At 68.5% G+C, this 18,539-nt stretch carries 14 protein-coding genes; 7 read left to right on the top strand and 7 right to left on the bottom strand.

Features of this window, described 5'->3' with window-relative positions; all coding sequences use genetic code 11:
- Nucleotides 1-153 precede the first annotated feature (153 nt).
- The 5 genes from def to ACV22Z_RS09370 form a co-directional block, all read right to left on the bottom strand.
- A complete protein-coding gene (gene def, locus ACV22Z_RS09390) occupies nt 154-684 on the bottom strand; it encodes a peptide deformylase (protein ID WP_448076382.1) in 531 nt (176 codons plus the stop codon).
- Entirely contained in the window at nt 684-2,756 is a 2,073-nt protein-coding gene (gene ligA / locus ACV22Z_RS09385; RefSeq protein ID WP_448076028.1) for an NAD-dependent DNA ligase LigA, read from the bottom strand. The genes def and ligA overlap by 1 nt, the downstream gene beginning before the upstream one ends.
- A 178-nt stretch (nt 2,757-2,934) precedes the next feature.
- Nucleotides 2,935-4,200, bottom strand: a complete 1,266-nt coding sequence (locus tag ACV22Z_RS09380; protein WP_448076027.1) for a cell division protein ZipA C-terminal FtsZ-binding domain-containing protein — start codon at nt 4,198-4,200, stop codon at nt 2,935-2,937.
- 100 nt (nt 4,201-4,300) lie between these two features.
- A complete protein-coding gene (gene smc / locus ACV22Z_RS09375) occupies nt 4,301-7,813 on the bottom strand; it encodes a chromosome segregation protein SMC (protein ID WP_448076026.1) in 3,513 nt (1,170 codons plus the stop codon).
- A gap of 149 nt (nt 7,814-7,962) precedes the next feature.
- Nucleotides 7,963-8,904, bottom strand: coding sequence for a DMT family transporter (locus tag ACV22Z_RS09370; RefSeq protein ID WP_448076025.1), 942 nt, complete (start codon nt 8,902-8,904; stop codon nt 7,963-7,965).
- 178 nt (nt 8,905-9,082) lie between these two features.
- Here ACV22Z_RS09370 and dapC point away from each other — a divergent pair, with 178 nt between their 5' ends.
- From dapC to cls, 6 genes are all read left to right on the top strand, one after another.
- Nucleotides 9,083-10,315 (top strand): succinyldiaminopimelate transaminase, encoded by a 1,233-nt coding sequence (dapC, locus tag ACV22Z_RS09365; protein WP_448076024.1) that lies wholly within the window; start codon nt 9,083-9,085, stop codon nt 10,313-10,315.
- A gap of 45 nt (nt 10,316-10,360) precedes the next feature.
- Complete coding sequence (gene dapD, locus ACV22Z_RS09360) at nt 10,361-11,188, top strand: 2,3,4,5-tetrahydropyridine-2,6-dicarboxylate N-succinyltransferase (protein ID WP_069745057.1); 828 nt, start codon at nt 10,361-10,363, stop codon at nt 11,186-11,188.
- A complete protein-coding gene (locus ACV22Z_RS09355) occupies nt 11,188-11,556 on the top strand; it encodes an ArsC family reductase (RefSeq protein ID WP_448076023.1) in 369 nt (122 codons plus the stop codon). Before dapD ends, ACV22Z_RS09355 begins: the two co-directional genes overlap by 1 nt.
- A 71-nt stretch (nt 11,557-11,627) precedes the next feature.
- The gene (gene dapE / locus ACV22Z_RS09350; RefSeq protein WP_448076022.1) at nt 11,628-12,767 is read left to right on the top strand and encodes a succinyl-diaminopimelate desuccinylase; all 1,140 of its coding nucleotides are present in this window, start codon (nt 11,628-11,630) and stop codon (nt 12,765-12,767) included.
- 11 nt (nt 12,768-12,778) lie between these two features.
- Nucleotides 12,779-13,693 (top strand): 50S ribosomal protein L3 N(5)-glutamine methyltransferase, encoded by a 915-nt coding sequence (gene prmB, locus ACV22Z_RS09345; protein ID WP_448076021.1) that lies wholly within the window; start codon nt 12,779-12,781, stop codon nt 13,691-13,693.
- A gap of 140 nt (nt 13,694-13,833) precedes the next feature.
- Complete coding sequence (cls, locus tag ACV22Z_RS09340) at nt 13,834-15,273, top strand: cardiolipin synthase (RefSeq protein WP_448076020.1); 1,440 nt, start codon at nt 13,834-13,836, stop codon at nt 15,271-15,273.
- Between the two features lie 150 nt (nt 15,274-15,423).
- On the opposite strand, the gene ACV22Z_RS09335 is transcribed toward cls, so the two are convergent.
- Complete coding sequence (locus tag ACV22Z_RS09335; RefSeq protein WP_448076019.1) at nt 15,424-15,903, bottom strand: glutathione peroxidase; 480 nt, start codon at nt 15,901-15,903, stop codon at nt 15,424-15,426.
- 172 nt (nt 15,904-16,075) lie between these two features.
- On the opposite strand from ACV22Z_RS09335, the gene ACV22Z_RS09330 reads away from it, so the two are divergent.
- A complete protein-coding gene (locus ACV22Z_RS09330; protein WP_448076018.1) occupies nt 16,076-18,007 on the top strand; it encodes an ATP-binding cassette domain-containing protein in 1,932 nt (643 codons plus the stop codon).
- Between the two features lie 200 nt (nt 18,008-18,207).
- On the opposite strand, the gene ACV22Z_RS09325 is transcribed toward ACV22Z_RS09330, so the two are convergent.
- Complete coding sequence (locus ACV22Z_RS09325; protein WP_448076017.1) at nt 18,208-18,474, bottom strand: DUF2866 domain-containing protein; 267 nt, start codon at nt 18,472-18,474, stop codon at nt 18,208-18,210.
- Between the last annotated feature and the right edge of the window lie 65 nt (nt 18,475-18,539).

Genomic DNA, 18,539 nt, shown 5'->3' with positions numbered 1-18,539 from the left:
GGGCGAGCGATGCGTGATCGAACCGGCATTGAACCGACATCGGCCCGGACACAACCGATCTCACGAACGCACCGCCGATCGAGCAACAGGCCACCACGCAATCGGCAGTCCGGCAGCGCGCGATCACGCTATGCGGTCTCGCGCCCGCGTTGCTCAGTCGTCCTTCGCGTCGAGCCCCGGAAACAGCACATCGGTGAACCCGAAGCGCGTGAAATCGGTGATCCGCATCGGATACAACTTGCCGATCAGGTGATCGTATTCGTGCTGGACGACCCGCGCGTGGAACCCTTCGGCGACGCGGTCGATCTTCGCGCCGTACTGGTCGAAGCCGCTGTAGCGGACCTTCGCATAGCGGCTGACGACGCCGCGCATGCCGGGCACCGACAGGCAGCCCTCCCAGCCCTCCTCCATGTCCGGCGGCATGTACTCGATCTTCGGGTTGATCAGCACGGTCTCCGGCACGGGCGGCGCGTCCGGATAGCGGTTGTTGTTGCCGAAACCGAAGATGATCACCTGCAGGCCGACGCCGATCTGCGGCGCCGCGAGGCCCGCGCCGTCCGCATGGTGCATCGTTTCGAACATGTCCGCGACGAGCGCGTGCAGCTCGGGCGTATCGAACTTTTCGACCGGCCGGGCGATTTCGAGCAGGCGGGGATCGCCCATCTTCAGGATTTCGCGAATCATCACGCATTGCCCTCCAGGAGTTTGTGCAGACCGTCTTCGTCGAGTACGGGAATGCCGAGTTCCTCGGCCTTCGCGAGCTTGCTGCCCGCGTCCGCGCCGGCGACGACGTAATCCGTCTTCTTCGATACCGAGCCCGCGACTTTCGCACCGGCGGCCTCGAGCATTTCCTTCGCCGCGTCGCGCGTCAACGTCGGCAGCGTGCCCGTCAGCACGACGGTCTTGCCGGCCAGCACGCCCTGCGGCGCCCTCGGCGCGGGCGGCCCCTCGGGCCACGTGACCTTGCCGGGCGCGCGCAGCTGCTCGATCACGGTCCGGTTATGCGCTTCGGCGAAGAACTGGTGGATCGACTCGGCGACCACCGGCCCGACGTCATTGACTTCGAGCAGCGCGTCGATCGACGCATCCATGATCGGATCGAGCGAACCGAAGTGCTTCGCGAGGTCCTTCGCGGTCGATTCGCCGACCTGACGAATGCCGAGCGCGTAGATGAAGCGCGCAAGGGTCGTGTGCTTCGCCTTGTCGAGCGAGTCGAGCAGGTTCTGCGCGGATTTCTCCGCGAACCGGTCGAGCTCGGCGAGCGTCGCGAAACCGAGGTTGAACAGGTCGGCCGGCGTGCGCACGAGGTTCAGCTCGACGAGCTGGTCGATGATCTTCTCGCCGAGCCCGTCGATGTCGAGCGCGCGCCGCTGCGCGAAGTGCCAGAGCGCCTGCTTGCGCTGCGCCGGACAGAACAGGCCGCCCGTGCAGCGGGCGATCGCCTCGTCCGGCAACCGTTCGATCCGCGAGCCGCACACCGGGCACTCGGTCGGCATCACGAATTCGGCCGCGTGCTCGGGCCGCCGGTCGAGCACCGCGCCGACCACCTCGGGAATCACGTCGCCCGCACGCCGCACGATCACCGTGTCGCCGATCCGGACGTCCTTGCGGCGCACTTCGTCCTCGTTGTGCAGCGTCGCGTTGGTCACGGTCGCGCCGCCGACGAACACGGGCTCGAGCCGCGCGACCGGCGTGATCGCGCCGGTGCGGCCGACCTGCACGTCGATCGCGACGAGCGTCGTGAGCGCCTCCTGCGCCGGGAACTTGTGCGCGAGCGCGAAGCGCGGCGCGCGCGACACGAAACCGAGCCGCTCCTGCTCGTCGCGGCGGTTCACCTTGTAGACGACGCCGTCGATGTCGTACGGCAGCGACTCGCGCTTCTCGCCGATCCTGCGGAAGAACTCGAGCAGCCCGTCCGCGCCGCGCACGACCGCGCGCTCGCGGTTTACGGGCAGGCCGAGCGTCTCGTACCAGTCGAGCAGCGCGCTATGCGTTGCCGGCATCTCCGCGCCGTCGAGCATGCCGATCCCGTACGCGAAGAACGACAACGGGCGCTGCGCGGTGATCTTCGGATCGAGCTGGCGCAGGCTGCCGGCTGCCGCGTTGCGCGGGTTCGCAAACTCGCGCTGCTCCGCGGCGCGCTGACGTTCGTTCAGGCGTGCGAAATCGCGCTTGAACATCAGCACCTCGCCGCGCACATCGAGCACGGCGGGCACGTCGGCGCCCTTCAGCTTCAGCGGAATCGAGCGGATCGTGCGGACGTTCTCGGTCACGTCCTCGCCGGTCGCGCCGTCGCCGCGCGTCGATGCCTGCACAAACGTGCCGTGCTCGTAGCGCAGCGAGATCGCGAGGCCGTCGAACTTGAGTTCGCACGCATATTCGACCGGATCGGTCACGGTACCGGCAAGGTCGGCGGTCTTGTCGAGCGCGTCGGCGACGCGCTTGTCGAACGCGACGATGTCGTCGTCGGCAAAGCCGTTGTTCAGCGACAGCATCGGCATCGCGTGGACGACCGGCGTGAAGCCGCTCGCGACTTCGCCGCCGACACGCTGCGTCGGCGATTCGGGCGTCACGAGCTCGGGATGGTCCGCCTCGAGCTGCTGCAGCTCGCGGAACAGCCGGTCGTATTCGGCGTCGGGCAGTTCCGGCTGGTCGAGCACGTAATAGGCATAGTTCGCCCGCTCGAGTTGGTCGCGCAGCCACGCGGCGCGCGCGTCGGGCTGGCTGGCTGGCGGTTCGGCTTGGGTTCGGGCCATGCTGGCGGCAGTGTCTTGCTGAGATATTCGAATGCCAGATTATCTCAGTTTGGCGTCCCGACGGGGCGCCCGAATCGCCCGCCCGCGCAGGGCTGGCGGCGGGCCTGCGCCCGCGTCGGCGCCGCAGCGGACGGCGATGCGGACGGCAACTGCGGGACGCGCCGTCCGGACGATCGCGTTACTGGCTGAAGAGCCGCCGCGTGACCGGCGAGCCGGCCGGAATGCCGGCCTCTTCGAGCTTCGCGTACAGCTTCATCAGCTGCTGCTCGATCGCGAGCAGCGTCGATTCCGGCAGCGGCCGGCGCGAGTCGTCGACGACCCGCGCGCCGATCCGCTCGGACAGCGACTTCGCGTAATCGCACATCAGCCGGAACGGCAGGATGTCCTCTTCCGCGACCGGCACGTCGAGCACCAGCGTGATCATGTTGCCGCCCTTGTAGGTCAGGTCGTCGCGCAGGAAGTTGGTGTCGCCGAACTGCAGCATGAACACCGGATTCTGCTTCGCGTCGAGCTTGACGAAGCGCGTGCCGTCGCGCGACAGCAGCAGGCCGTCCTGCGATGCAACCGCCTGCACGTAGTTGGCCGACCACGGCGCGCCGTCCGACATCACGTTGATCGACAGCTGCGCGTCGCATTGCGCGGCGAAGCCGTCGAGCTCGCGTGCCATCGACACCGTTTCCATCATGTCCGGGAATTCAGGCGCGCCGTCGATAGCGTCGGCGAACTGCTGGACGCCGGTCACGAATTCCGAGAACTCGAGCTCGTTCAGCGGGCCGCTGCGGTTCGCGAGCTGCGCGGCTGCGCGCAGTTCCTCGTAGCGCACGCCGTTCTGCAACAGCTCCCAGTTGCCGCCTTCGGGCTTGCCTTCGATGTGGACGGGCTTGCTGCCCGCGCGGCGCAGGCGCTGCGCGACCGGCAGGATCTTGTCGCCCGGCAGCGGCGACGCAAGACGGATCGGCACGATACAGTCGATACGGCGGTCGACGACCGTGGGCGGCGCGGCGGAAATCGTCGTCGCCGCCGGCAGCACGGGCTCGACAGGTTCGCCCGCGGCGGATTCGTGGGCCGTCTCGACTGCCTCGACCGGCTCGTCAGTCGGCACGTCGGGCAACGTCGCCTCGGCCTGCAGGTCTGCCGGCATGTCGGCCGGCGCGGCGCCGCCGAAGGTCGGCTCGACGCGCGCGGCTTCCGCTGCCGCGCCCGTTGCGGCCGTTGCGGCCTCGGCCGCAGGTGCCGCCGGCTCGCGGCGCACCGGCTGACGCACGGGCTCGATGAACGGCAGTTCATCGTCGCGCTCGGGGCGGTTCAGCGCCTCCGCGGCCTCCTGCGGCATCGGCCGCGGCATCTTGCGCCGCACCTTCGCACCTTGCCACGCGTTATAGACCACGACGCCGCCTACCACGACCGCGCCCGCGCCGATCAAACCGAGTGTCAACTCGTCCATGCACGCTCCATCAGCAATTCTTTTTCGTTGGACTCGCAAGCGGGCGTCGATGCACGGGGCATCGCCATGCCGCGCACCCGCGAGCCATAGTCGTCAAACGTCAATTCTGGGCAAATCCCGCGGCGGTTTCCATGTCCACCGCGACGATCCGCGAAACGCCCTGCTCCTGCATCGTCACGCCGATCAGCTGCTGCGCCATCTCCATCGCGATCTTGTTGTGCGAGATGAACAGGAACTGCGTCTTGTCCGACATCGCGCGCACGAGGTTCGCGAAGCGCTCGGTGTTCGCGTCGTCGAGCGGCGCGTCGACCTCGTCCAGCAGACAGAACGGCGCCGGGTTCAGCTGGAACATCGCGAACACCAGCGCGGTCGCGGTCAGCGCCTTCTCGCCGCCGGACAGCAGGTGGATCGTCGCGTTCTTCTTGCCGGGCGGCTGCGCCATCACCTGCACGCCGGCGTCGAGAATCTCGTCGCCCGTCATGATCAGCTTCGCCTGGCCGCCGCCGAACAGGCGCGGGAACAGGTCGCTGAAGTGACGGTTGACTTCGTCGAAGGTTCCCTGCAGCAACGTGCGGGTTTCCTGGTCGATCTTGTGGATCGCGTCCTCGAGCGTCGTGATCGCGTCGGTCAGGTCGGCCGACTGCGCGTCGAGGAACACCTTGCGCTCGCTCGCGGCCTTCAGCTCGTCGAGCGCGGCCATGTTCACGGGGCCGAGCGCGTTGATCGCGTTGTTCAGGCGCGTGACCTCGCCCTGCAGGTACGACGGCCTCAGGTCCGGCGTGAGCTTCTCGCGCAGCGCTTCCTCGTCGACCTGCGCCGCCGCGAGCTGCTCGGCGAACTGCTCGACGGACAGGCGCGCGGCCTGCTCCTTCAACTGCAATTCGGTGATGCGGTCGCGCAGCGGTTGCAGCGAACGCTCGGCGACGAGGCGCTGCTCGTCCGACGCGCGCAGCTTCGCGGTCAGGTCGTCGAGCTCGATGCGCGCCGCCTGCAGTGCCTCTTCCTTCACCGCGCGGATTTCGAGCGCATCCTGCAGCCCGGTGTGCGCGGTCTGCTCGTTGATCGTCTCGAGTTCGGCGCGCGCATCCTCCAGCGACGCGGCAACGCGCTCGCTCTGCTCGTGCGCGACCTGGATGCTGCGCTTCAGCTCGTCGATCCGCGTCACCGCGTTGCGGGCCGCGAAGCGCGCGTCGTTCGCCGCGCGCTCCAGGTCGCGCGCTTCCTGGCGCGCCTGGGTCAGCGATTCGTCGAGCGACTCGAACGCGAGCTGGTTGTCCTCGAAGCGCGCCTGCAGCTCCGCGAGCTCGCCGTCGAAGCGCTCGAAATTCGCTTCCGACTCTGCGCGCAGCGCGCGCTGCTCCTCGATCTGCGCGCCGATTTCCTCGAGCTCCTCGCGAATCTGCGTGCTGCGCTGCGTATAACGCTCGTGCGCCTGCGCGAGCTTCAGCACGTCCATCTGCAGCGCATGCACGCGCTGCGTCGCGCGTTCGGCCTGCGCACGCACGTCGCCGAGCGCCTGGGTCGCCTGCGTATGCGCGGCTTCCGCGCGCACCACGGCAGACTTCGCGTCGTCGGCGAGGAGCGCCTGTGCACGCACCTGGCGCGTCAGGTTCTCGATTTCCTGCTGGCGGGCGAGCATCCCCGCCTGTTCCGAATCGGCCGCGTACAGCTGCACGCCGACGCGCGTGACGATGTGGCCCGCCTTGACGACGAACGTGCCGCCCGCCGGCAGCTGCGTGCGCGTCGCGAGGGCCTGCGCGACGTCGTCAGCGACGTACACGTTGCCGAGCCAGTCGTTCAGCACTGCGCGGATGCCCGCGTCGTCGATCCGCACGAGCGACAGCACGGGGCACAGCCCGGCCGCGGCCGCAGGCGCTTCGCCGGCCGGCGGCGGCGCATAGAACGCGAGCTTCGCAGGTGGCGCGTCGGTCGCGAACGCCTTCACCCAGTCGAGATTCGACACCTCGAGCGCGGCGAGCCGCTCGCGCAGCACGGCCTCGAGCGCCGTTTCCCAGCCCGGCTCGACGTGCAGCTTCTTCCACAGACGCGGCAGCGCGCCGAGCTCGTGCTTGTCGAGCCACGGCTGCACCTTGCCCTCGGTCTGCACGTTTTCCTGCAGCTGCCTGAGCGCGGCGAGGCGCGCCTCGAGCTGGTGGATCTGTGCGCTCTCGGCCTGCACGCGCTCGTGCGCGGCGCGGCGTTCTGCATCGAGGCGCGGCACCGTTTCCTGCGCGTCGGCGACGCGTGCCTGCGCGTCGGACAGGATTTCTTCCTGCTCGGCGAGCTGCATGCGCAGCTCCTCGAGCTGCGCTTCGTCCGGCACGTCGAGGCCGCCGGATTCGGCCTTCAGGCGCTCGTGCCGCTGCTGGAGCTGCTGCAGCTGCTGGTCGGCATTGCGCTGGTGCGCGGCCTCGAGCTTCAGCGACTGCTCGGTCTGCGCGATCCGCGCGCGCTCGTCGTTGAGCTGCGCCTGCGCGTCGCGCCAGGTTGCCTCGAGCGCCGGCAGCGCGTCGTGCTTCGCGGCGGCGGCGTCCTCTGCGAGCGCGGCCTTTTCGTCCGCGATCGCGCGCGCTTCCTCGGCGTCCTCGAGTTCGTCCTGCGCCTTGTCGGCCTGCGCGCGCCACTGCTCGCGCTGCGCGTTCAGCGCGGCGATCTGCGCCTGCACACGGTTGCGCGATTCGACGATGAACTTGATCTCGGCTTCGAGCCGGCTGACTTCGGCGTTCGCTTCGTACAGCGCGCCCTGCGCGCCCTGCATCGCGTCGCTCGCCGCGTAGTGCGCAACGCGCAGCGTCTCGAGCTGCGACTCGACCTCGCGCAGCTTCGCGGTCTGCGCGTCGAGGTCGATCTGCGCCTGCTCGATCGCGCGCTGCTGCTTCTGCTGCTCGCCCGCGGCCTCGTTCTTGCGCAGCAGCCACAACAGACGCTGCTTCTCCTCGCCGTCGGCGACGAGTTCCTTGTATTTGGTCGCGACGACCGCCTGCGCCTCGAGCTTCTCGAGGTTCGCACCGAGTTCGCGGATGATGTCCTCGACGCGCGTCAGGTTCTCGCGCGTGTCGTGCAGGCGGTTCTCGGTCTCGCGGCGGCGCTCCTTGTACTTCGACACGCCCGCGGCTTCCTCGAGGAACACGCGCAGCTCTTCCGGCTTCGCCTCGATGATCCGCGCGATCATGCCCTGCCCGATGATCGCGTAAGCGCGCGGCCCGAGGCCCGTGCCGAGGAAGATGTCCTGGATGTCGCGGCGGCGCGCCGGCAGGTTGTTGATGTAGTAGCTCGACGTGCCGTCGCGCGTCAGCACGCGCTTCACGGCGATCTCGCCGTACTGGCCCCACTGGCCGGCGGCGCGGCCGTCGGAGTTGTCGAAGATCAGTTCGACGCTCGCCCGGCTGCCCGGCTTGCGCGCGGTCGAGCCGTTGAAGATCACGTCCTGCATGGACTCGCCGCGCAGCTCGGACGCGCGCGACTCGCCGAGCACCCAGCGCACGGCGTCGATGATGTTGGACTTGCCGCAGCCGTTCGGGCCCACGACGCCGACGAGCTGGCCCGGAACCTGGAAATGCGTGGGATCGACGAAGGATTTGAAGCCAGCGAGTTTGATCGAGCTCAGACGCACGGCGGTATCGGATGTGAAGAATGTGTGAAACGGACGGCGGCACGCCGCGCCGGACCTGCCGGCCCTTGCGCGCGGCGCGCCCCCGAATTCAAAAGCGGGGCCGCGCGCTCAAGCAATGCCCAAGCGTTGTGCCCCGCAAACGGCACCCATCATACCATCGCGCGTGTGCCGTCCCGCCCGTCGCCGGGTTTGTCCTGCGCCGGAAGCGACCGGTGGACCCGGCTCGACAGCAGCGTCGCGAGCACGATGCACGCGCCGCCCACCCACTCGCGCGCGCTCGGCAATTCGTTCGCGAACACCCACGCCGACAGCGCGGTGATCACGATCTCGAACAGCATGATGATCGACGCGCGGTTCGCCGGCACGCGGGCCAGCCCGTACTGGACGAGCAGGTTGTTCGACGCCATCGTCACGCCGATTGCGACGACGATCAGCGCCGCCACGCCGAGATTGCCACCCGCCGGCACGGCCGGCAGCCCCTCGAACAGCGACGCGATCGCGCCGAACACGGCCGCGCCGCCGAACAGCGTCGCGGTGCGCATCTCGGCGCGCATCTGCGGCAGCTCGCGGCTCGCCTTGATCACGAGCACGTTGCTCATCGCGAACGAAAGCCCGGCCGCGAGCCCCGCCCATTCGGCCGGGTTGGCCGGCAGCGGCACGCCGAGCTGCGGCGACCACAGCATCAGCATCGCGCCGCCGATCGACAGCGCGGCGAGCCCCGCGCCCGCCCACGTGAGCCGTTCGCGCAGCAGGAAGTGCGCGTAGATCGCGGTCCATGCAGGGGTCAGATAAAACAGCAGCATCACGCGCAGCACCTCGCCGTGGATCGTGCCCCAGACAAAACCGAGGTTCGTCACGCCGGCCGTCACCGCGATCCCGGGCAGCACCCAGTGCCAGCGCAGCGTCGCGATCGTGCTGCGCCGGGCGATGACGACGGACAGGAACGCGACGATGCTCGTCAGCGCGCTCGCCGCGGTGCCCGTCAGGCCCAGCGACGCAAGGATCCGCAGCGGATACCAGATCAGGCCCCAAACCGATGCGCCGACCAGGATCGCCAGCGTCGGCAGGCTGCCGCGTACCGCATTATTCATCTCGTTCGATACCCTCTGTTTTTCGTTGCCCGCCCGGTGCTCCGGCCCGCCGTGACCGCATTCCGTCACGCTATAATCATCGGTCGCGACACGTGCCGCCTCGCCGGCTCCGTTTCATCGGCCCCGCCTCGCTGCCGCGCGGCGCGCACGCCGCCCCTTTCGCCCCAAACCGGCCGCGATGGCCGCTTCGCCCGTGAATCCTCGACTCGACTCGCTCCAGCCCTATCCCTTCGAAAAGCTGCGCGCCCTGTTCAAGGACGTGACGCCCGCCGCCAACCTGAAGCCGATCAGCTTCGGCATCGGCGAGCCCAAGCATCCGACCCCGGCACTGATCCGCGACGCCGCGGTAGCCGCCCTCGACGGCCTTGCCTCGTATCCGGCCACGGCCGGCTCGGACCCGCTGCGCACGTCGATCGCGCGCTGGCTCGAGCGCCGCTACGGGTTGCCGGCGATCGATCCGGCCACGCAGGTGCTGCCCGCATCCGGCTCGCGCGAAGCGCTGTTCGCGCTCGCGCAGACGGTGATCGACCCGAACCGGTCCGAAAGCGGCGAGAAAGCGATCGTACTCTGTCCGAATCCGTTCTATCAAATTTACGAGGGCGCGGCGTTGCTCGCGGGCGCCGAGCCGTACTTCGCGAATAGCGACCCGGCCCGCAATTTCGCGTGCGACTACGCGGCCGTGCCGGACGACGTGTGGGCGCGCACCCAGCTGTTGTACGTGTGCTCGCCGGGCAACCCGACGGGCGCGGTGCTCACGCTCGACGACTGGCGCGAGCTGTTCGCGCTGTCGGATCGCCACGGCTTCGTGATCGCGTCCGACGAATGCTATTCGGAGATCTATTTCGACGAATCCCGCCCTCCGCTCGGCGGGCTCGAGGCCGCGCACCGCCTCGGCCGCGGCTTCGAGCGCCTCGTGATGCTGTCGAGCCTGTCGAAGCGCTCGAACGTGCCGGGCATGCGCTCGGGGTTCGTCGCGGGCGACGCGGCGCTGCTGAAGAAATTCCTGCTGTACCGCACGTACCACGGCGCCGCGCTGTCGCCCGTCTGGCAGCAGGCGAGCATCGCCGCATGGGGCGACGAGGCGCACGTGCGCGAGAACCGCGCGCTGTACGTGCAGAAGTTCAACACCGTGACGCCGATGCTCGCGGACGTGATCGACGTGAAACTGCCGGACGCCGCGTTCTACCTGTGGGCCAACGTCGCGCGCACCGGGCTGTCGGACACCGAGTTCGCCCGGCGCCTGTACGCCGACTATAATGTGACGGTTCTGCCCGGCTCGTACCTCGCGCGCGACGCGCACGGCACGAACCCGGGCCGCGATTTCATCCGGATCGCGCTCGTCGCGGGCACCCCCGAATGCGTCGAGGGCGCGCAACGCATCGTCGATTTCTGCCGCGGCCTCGCGCGGTAAAACGGCCATCCCGATCAATTCCATCCATCTCCTGCGAAAACGAACATGTCGCAACAACTTCAGCAAATCATCGATACCGCCTGGGAAAACCGCGCCGAGCTGTCGCCGAAGGCCGCGCCCGCCGAAGTCCGCGAAGCCGTCGCGCACGCGATCGAGCAGCTCGACCGTGGCGCGCTGCGCGTCGCCGAGAAGATCGACGGCAACTGGACCGTGCACCAGTGGCTGAAGAAGGCCGTGCTGCTGTCGTTCCGCCTGGAAGACAACGCACCGATGCCGGCCGGCGGCTACTCGCAGTTCTACGACAAGGTGCCGTCGAAGTTCGCGAACTACACGGCCGAAGACTTCGCCGCGGGCGGCTTCCGCGTCGTGCCGCCGGCGATCGCGCGCCGCGGCTCGTTCATCGCGAAGAACGTCGTGCTGATGCCGTCGTACACGAACATCGGCGCGTACGTCGACGAAGGCACGATGGTCGACACGTGGGCGACCGTCGGTTCCTGCGCACAGATCGGCAAGAACGTGCACCTGTCGGGCGGCGTCGGCATCGGCGGCGTGCTCGAGCCGCTGCAGGCGAACCCGGTCATCATCGAGGACAACTGCTTCATCGGCGCGCGCTCGGAAGTCGTCGAAGGCGTGATCGTCGAGGAGAACTCGGTGATCTCGATGGGCGTGTACCTCGGCCAGAGCACGAAGATCTACGACCGCGAAACCGGCGAAGTCAGCTACGGCCGCATCCCGGCCGGCTCGGTCGTCGTCGCGGGCAACCTGCCGTCGAAGGACGGCTCGCACAGCCTGTACTGCGCGGTGATCGTCAAGAAGGTCGACGCGAAGACCCGTGCCAAGGTCGGCCTGAACGAGCTGCTGCGAGGCGACTGATGGCGAAGCCGCACACCGTGGTCGTGTACGGCATTCCGAACTGCGACACCGTGAAGAAGGCCCGCGTGTGGCTCGACGATCACGGTGTCGAGTTCGAGTTTCACGATTTCAAGAAGCTCGGCGTCAGCGCGCCGCTGGTCGAGGACTGGCTGAAGGACGTGTCGCTCGACGCGCTCGTCAACAAGCGCGGCACCACGTGGCGCGGCCTGGACGACGCGATGAAGGCCGCCGCCGACACGCCGTCCGGCGCCATCGCGCTGATGATCCACAAGCCGTCGGTCATCAAGCGGCCCGTGCTCGTCGTCAACGGCCGCGTGAAATCACTCGGCTTCGCGGCCGACCAGTACGCGGCGCTGTTCGCCGCGTAGGCGCTGCGCGCCCGAAGCCTCATCGCTGCCGGCCACCGCGCCGGCATTTTTTATCGAAAGTGGTTCGAACCATGTCCGCCACCCTAGCCCTTACCGAACAGCTGATCGCCCGCGCGTCCGTGACGCCCGACGACCAGCATTGCCAGCAGATCATGACCGAGCGCCTCGCCGCGCTCGGCTTCGAATGCGAGACGATCGCGTCGCACGGCGTCACCAACCTGTGGGCCGTCAAGCGCGGCGCCGACGGCCGCGACGGCAAGCTGCTCGCATTCGCCGGCCACACCGACGTCGTGCCGACCGGCCCGCTCGAGCAATGGACGTCGCCGCCGTTCGTCCCCGCGCACCGCGACGGCAAGCTGTACGGCCGAGGTGCAGCCGACATGAAGACCTCGCTCGCCGGTTTCGTCGTCGCAGCCGAGGAATTCGTCGCCGCGCACCCGAACCACCGCGGCTCGATCGCGTTCCTGATCACGAGCGACGAAGAAGGCCCGGCGACCGACGGCACCGTGAAGGTCGTCGAGCTGCTCGGCGCGCGCGGCGAACGCCTCGACTACTGCATCGTCGGCGAGCCGACGTCGACCGCCGAACTCGGCGACGTCGTGAAGAACGGCCGCCGCGGCTCGATGTCCGGCGAGCTGATCGTCAAGGGCGTGCAAGGCCACATCGCGTACCCGCACCTCGCGAAGAACCCGATCCACCTGCTCGCGCCGGCGCTCGCCGAGCTCGCCGCCGAACAGTGGGACGAAGGCAACGAATACTTCCCGCCGACCACCTGGCAGGTGTCGAACCTGCGGGCAGGCACCGGCGCGACCAACGTGATCCCCGGCCACGCCGAGCTGCTGTTCAACTTCCGCTTCTCGACGGCGAGCACCGTCGACGGCCTGCAGGCGCGCGTGCATGCGATCCTCGACAAGCACGGGCTCGACTACGAGCTCAACTGGTCGGTCAGCGGCCTGCCGTTCCTGACGCCGCGCGGCGAGCTGTCGAACGCGCTGGAAAACGCGATTCGCGCCGAGACGGGCCTGACCACCGAGCTGTCGACGACGGGTGGCACGTCCGATGGCCGCTTCATCGCGCGCATCTGCCCGCAGGTGATCGAATTCGGCCCGCCGAACGGCAGCATCCACAAGATCGACGAGCACATCGAGGTCCGCTTCATCGACCCGCTGAAGAACGTGTATCGCCGCGTGCTCGAACAACTGATCGCCTGACGGAGCCCCGCATGACGACGACACCTTTTGCAACAGTCCGCGACCTGCTGCGCTACGCAGTCACGCGCTTCTCGAAGGCGAAGCTCGCATTCGGCCACGGCTCGGACAATGCGTACGACGAAGCGGCCTATCTCGTGCTGCGCACGCTCGACCTGCCGCTCGACACGCTCGAACCGTTCCTCGACGCACGCCTCCTGCCCGAAGAGATCGACGCGGTGCTCGCGGTGGTCGAGCGGCGCGCGACCGAGCGCGTGCCGGCCGCATACCTCACGCATGAAGCGTGGATGCACGGTCATCGCTTCTACGTCGACGAGCGCGTGATCGTGCCGCGCTCGTTCATCGGCGAGCTGCTCGACGACGGGCTGCAGCCGTATGTCGCCGACCCCGAGCAGGTCGGCGCGGTGCTCGAGCTGTGCACGGGCTCCGGCTGCCTCGCGATCCTCGCGGCGAGCGCGTTCCCGAACGCGGAAATCGACGCGGTCGACCTGTCCGACAAGGCGCTCGAAGTCGCCGAGATCAACGTGCGCGACTATGGTCTCCAGGACCGCATCGCGCTGCATCGCGGCGACCTCTATACGCCGCTGCCCGTGTTCCGCTCGACCGAGCCCGGCTCGCGCTATGACGTGATCCTGACGAACCCGCCTTACGTGAACGCGGCGTCGATGGCCGCGCTGCCGCCGGAATACCGGCACGAGCCCGAGATGGCGCTCGCGGGCGGCGATGACGGGATGGACATCGTCCGCCGCATCATCGCGGACGCGCGCAACTGGCTGCACGACGACGGCGTGCTCGTCGTCGAGATCGGCAACGAGCGCGCGAACGTCGAGGCGGCGTTCGGCGGCCTCGAGATGACGTGGCTGCCGACCAGCGCCGGCGAGGACAGCGTGTTCCTGATCCAGGCGTCGGATCTCCCGCTGAAAGCCTGACGGCCGTTTCCAGGCCCCCATCGGCCCCGACCGAACCGCGCGGCGCGGCGCCCCACCGCGTCCCGCTACGCCGCGCGGTTCGGTAAGATGCGCGTAAGCGGCCACCGCGCCGCACGACTTCAGGAGTCCGTCACGCGCCTATGACCCTCGACTGGCTACATCTTGGCACGCTCATCCTCGCCATCCATGTGCTCGGGGTGATCGCGGCCTGCCACGCCATCCTCAATACCCGCACGTCGCAAGGCGCGATTGCGTGGGCGGTGTCGCTTGCCGCGATGCCCTACCTGACGCTGATCCCGTATCTGTTCCTCGGCCGCAGCAAGTTTTCCGGCTACGTCGACGCGCGGCGCCACGAGGCGGAAACGCTGCGCACGCATACCCACCCCGTACCGTGGCGCGACAGCGGCTCGACCGAGGGTCCGCCCGCGGATGCGCTCGGCGAGGCCGCGGTGCGCGCGCTGACGCGGCTCGGCGGCATGCCGTTCCTCGCCGGCAATGCGGTGCGCACGCTCGTCAACGGCGAGGCGACGTTCGCGGCGATCCTGTCGGCGATCGACAGCGCGCGCGATTACGTGATCGTCCAGTTTTTCATCATCCGCGACGACGCGCTCGGGCAAATGCTGCGCGACGCGCTGCTCGCGCGCGCAGCCGCCGGCGTGCGCTGCTACGTGCTGTACGACAGCATCGGCAGCTTCGACCTGCCGCACGGCTATGTCGACGCGCTGCGCGCGGGCGGCGTCGAAGTCCATCCGTTCGCGACCAAGCGCCAGTTCGTCAACCGCTTCCAGCTCAACTTCCGCAATCACCGCAAGATCGTCGTCGTCGACGGCGATCGCGCGTTCGTCGGCGGACACAATGTCGGCGTCGAGTATCTCGGCGCGAAACCGCGGCTGTCGCCGTGGCGCGACACGCACATCGAGGTGCGCGGCCCCGCCGTCGCGAGCATCCAGTACGTGTTCGCGGAAGACTGGCACTGGGCGACGCAGCGACTGCCGCCGCTCGCGCCCCCCCCCGCCGCGCTCGCCGACGCCGACATGCATTGCCTCGCGGTGCCGATGGGGCCGGCCGACAAGCAGGAGACCGGCTCGCTGTTCTTCGTCGAGGCGATCAACGCGGCGCGCGAACGGGTGTGGATCACGACGCCGTATCTCGTTCCGGACGAAGCCGTGATCGCCGCGCTCAAGCTCGCGGTGATGCGCGGCGTCGACGTGCGCATCCTGATCCCGAGCCGGCGCGACCACTATGTCGTGTTCGAGGCGTCGAAGCTTTATGCACGCGACCTCGTCGACGCGGGCGTCAAGGTGTTCCGCTACCGGCCGGGGTTCCTTCACCAGAAGGTCGTGCTGATCGACCGCCGCGCCGCGGCGATCGGCAGCGCCAATCTCGACAACCGATCGTTCCGCCTGAACTTCGAGATCATGGTGCTGACCGTCGACCGCACATTCGCCGACGAAGTCGAAACGATGCTCGCGGCCGATTTCGCGCAGGCGTACGAGGTCGATGACGGCGAATATCGCCATTCGCCGGCATGGCGGCGCGTCGCGATGCACATCGCGCGGCTGTTCGCGCCGATTCTCTAGGTTCCGCTCGCGCTGAACGCGCACCTGCGGCGGCTGCATGCGCTGTCGCCCGTCGTGCGTGGCACGCGCCCCGCAGCCCGCCGCCCGGCACGGCCGGCAAGCGGGCCCGTCGTTGGCGGGGCCAGACCGTTGATTGGCCGGCCCGCCCCGTTAGAGCAGCTTTTCGACGTCGGCGGCGATTTCGTCGGGCTTGGTCGACGGCGCATAGCGTTTGACGATCCTGCCGTCGCGATCGGCGAGAAACTTCGTGAAGTTCCACTTGATCGCCTTGAGCCCGAGGATGCCGGGCGCCTCGTCGGTCAGATAGCGATACAGCGGGTGCGCGTGGTCGCCCTTCACGTCGATCTTCGCGAACATCGGGAACGTGACGCCGTAGTTGCGCTCGCAGAACGCGCCGATCTGCGCGGCGTCGCCCGGCTCCTGCTTGCCGAACTGGTTGCACGGGAAACCGAGTACGACGAAGCCGCGCTCCGTGTACTGGTCGTAGAGCTTCTGCAGCCCCGCGTACTGCGGCGTGAACCCGCATTCGCTCGCGGTATTGACGATCAGCAGCACCTTGCCGCGATACGCGTCGAGCGACACCGGCGCGCCGGCGAGCGTCTCCGCGCTGAAGGAATACAGTGTGGACATCGGGCTACCCCCTTCGAAATCGGATCGACGTGGAGTATAGGGCCTGTCCACGCCAATATCGGACCTCCGCCGACCCTATATGAAATCGCGCCGGCGCGCGATCTCCCGAACGGCCAATGCCCGGCGCGCGGTCCGCAGTCTAGAATAGCGGTTTTGCCCAGTCATTTCCGTCGTGATCCGTTTCAATCAGTTCAGCCTTGCGCGCGGCACCAAGCCGCTTTTCGACGCGGCCTCGTTCGTGCTCAATCCCGGCGAGAAAGCCGGCCTGATCGGCGCGAACGGCGCCGGCAAGTCGACGCTGTTCGCGGTCCTGCGCGGCGAACTGCACGCTGACGCCGGCGATTTCTCGATGCCGCCGTCGTGGCGGATCGCCCATGTGTCGCAGGAAACGCCCGCCGTCGACCGTACGGCACTCGACTACACGCTCGACGGCGACACCGCGCTGCGCGAAATCGAGGCGCGCATCGCTTCCGCGTCCGCCGCGCATGACGGCGCGGCCGAAGCGGAAGCGCATGCGGCGTTCGCCGACGCCGACGGCTACACCGCGCCGGCGCGCGCGGAGGCGCTGCTGCTCGGCCTGGGCTTCACGCTCGCGCAGACGCGCGAACCGGTCGCGAGCTTCTCCGGCGGCTGGCGCATGCGCCTGAACCTCGCGCAGGCGCTGATGTGCCGGTCCGACCTGCTGCTGCTCGACGAACCGACGAACCACCTCGACCTCGACGCGATCGTCTGGCTCGAAGACTGGCTGCACCGCTACCCCGGCACGCTCGTCGTGATCTCGCACGACCGCGAATTCCTCGACTCCATCTGCAACGTGACGCTGCATCTCGAGAACCGCCAGGTCAAGCGCTACGGTGGCAACTACTCGCAGTTCGAGGTGCTGCGCGCGCAGCAGCTCGCGTTGCAGCAAAGCGCGTACGAGAAGCAGCGGAAGACGATCGAGCACCTGCAGAGCTTCGTCGACCGCTTCAAGGCCAAGGCCACCAAGGCGCGCCAGGCGCAAAGCCGGATGAAGGCGCTCGAGAAGATGGAGCTGATCGCGCCGGCGCACATCGCGTCGCCGTTCACGTTCGAATTCCGCACGCCCGACGCCGCGCCGAACCCGATGATGGTGATGGAAGACGTCCGCTGCGGCTACCACGGCGACGGCGGTGCCGAGATCCCGATCGTCGAGCGCGTGTCGCTGTCGATCCAGAACGGCCAGCGCATCGGCCTGCTCGGCGCGAACGGCCAGGGCAAGTCGACGCTGATCAAGACGCTGGCCGCCACGCTCGCGCCGCTGTCGGGCCAGGTCCGCGAAGGCAAGGGGCTGACGATCGGCTATTTCGCGCAGCACCAGCTCGAAACGCTGCGCGAGGACGATTCGCCGCTCGCGCACCTCGCGCGCCTCGCGCCCGATACCCGCGAACAGGAGCTGCGCGACTTCCTCGGCGGCTTCAACTTCTCGGGCGACATGGCGACCAGCGCGGTCGGCCCGTTCTCGGGCGGCGAGAAGGCGCGCCTCGCGCTCGCGCTGATCATCTGGCAGAAGCCGAACCTGCTGCTGCTCGACGAGCCGACCAACCACCTCGACCTCGAGACGCGCCACGCGCTGACGATGGCGCTCGCGCAATTCGAGGGCACGCTGATCCTCGTGTCGCACGACCGGCACCTGCTGCGCGCGACGACCGACCAGTTCATGCTCGTCGCGAAGCACCGGCTGCAGCCGTTCGACGGCGATCTCGACGATTATCGCGACTGGCTGCTGCAGCATGCGGCCGAGCAGCGCGCCGCCGCGAAGGCCGACAGCGCGGCGGCGGCAGCCGCAGGGCCGGCCGTCAACCGCAAGGACCAGAAGCGCCAGGAGGCCGAGGCACGGCAGCGCCTGTCGCATCTGAAGAAGCCGCTGCAGTCGCGCATCACGAAGCTGGAAAAGGAAATGGAGACGCTGCACGCGGAGAAGGCGCGCCTCGACGCGTTCGTTGCCGATCCGGCGAGCTACGAGGCCGCCCGCAAGACGGAACTGACCGACGCGATCCGCAAGCTCGGCGACATCACCGCCCGCCTCGAAACCGTCGAAGCGGACTGGCTCGCCGCGCAGGAAGAACTCGAGCAGATCGGCTGAGTGCGGAATGCTGAGTGCGGAATGTAGCGGCCGGCTCGCCGACGGCCGCTACGTCGATGCGTGAACGAGCGGGCATGTCGCGTTTGCCGGCCTGAATGCCGGCGCGGCCTGCACGCCTGCGCAAATCCGTGCCGCGAATACGACATGGCCGGGCTCGCCGGCCCGGCCAATGCTTCCTGCAACCCGCCCGGCCCGCGCGTTCAGCGCCGCGGCAGCGTGTCGCGCGGCATCTGCTCGTCGTCGCCCATCAGGTGACGGCGCCCTTCGGTCGGCCGCCGGATCGTTGCGGCTACTTCCGCCTCCGTCACGTCCTCCGACACGACCCGGCGCGCAAGGCGCCCTTCGTCATCGATCCATTCGACGATCCGGCACCCACCGCCCCAGGGCTGGCGAATCGGCTCGGACACGCGGCAGCCGCGCAGGTTGTATGCGCGTCCGCCCGGCACTTGCCCAGACTGTTTCAACATGAGTCCCTTTCGAATTGCGCGGCATTGCGCGGCTCGACAATTCACCCAAGGATAGGGAAAAGGAA

Source organism: Burkholderia sp. PU8-34 (assembly GCF_053427725.1).
The sequence above is the reverse complement of the archived record's forward strand: the minus strand, read 5'-3'. Positions and strand labels throughout refer to the sequence as shown.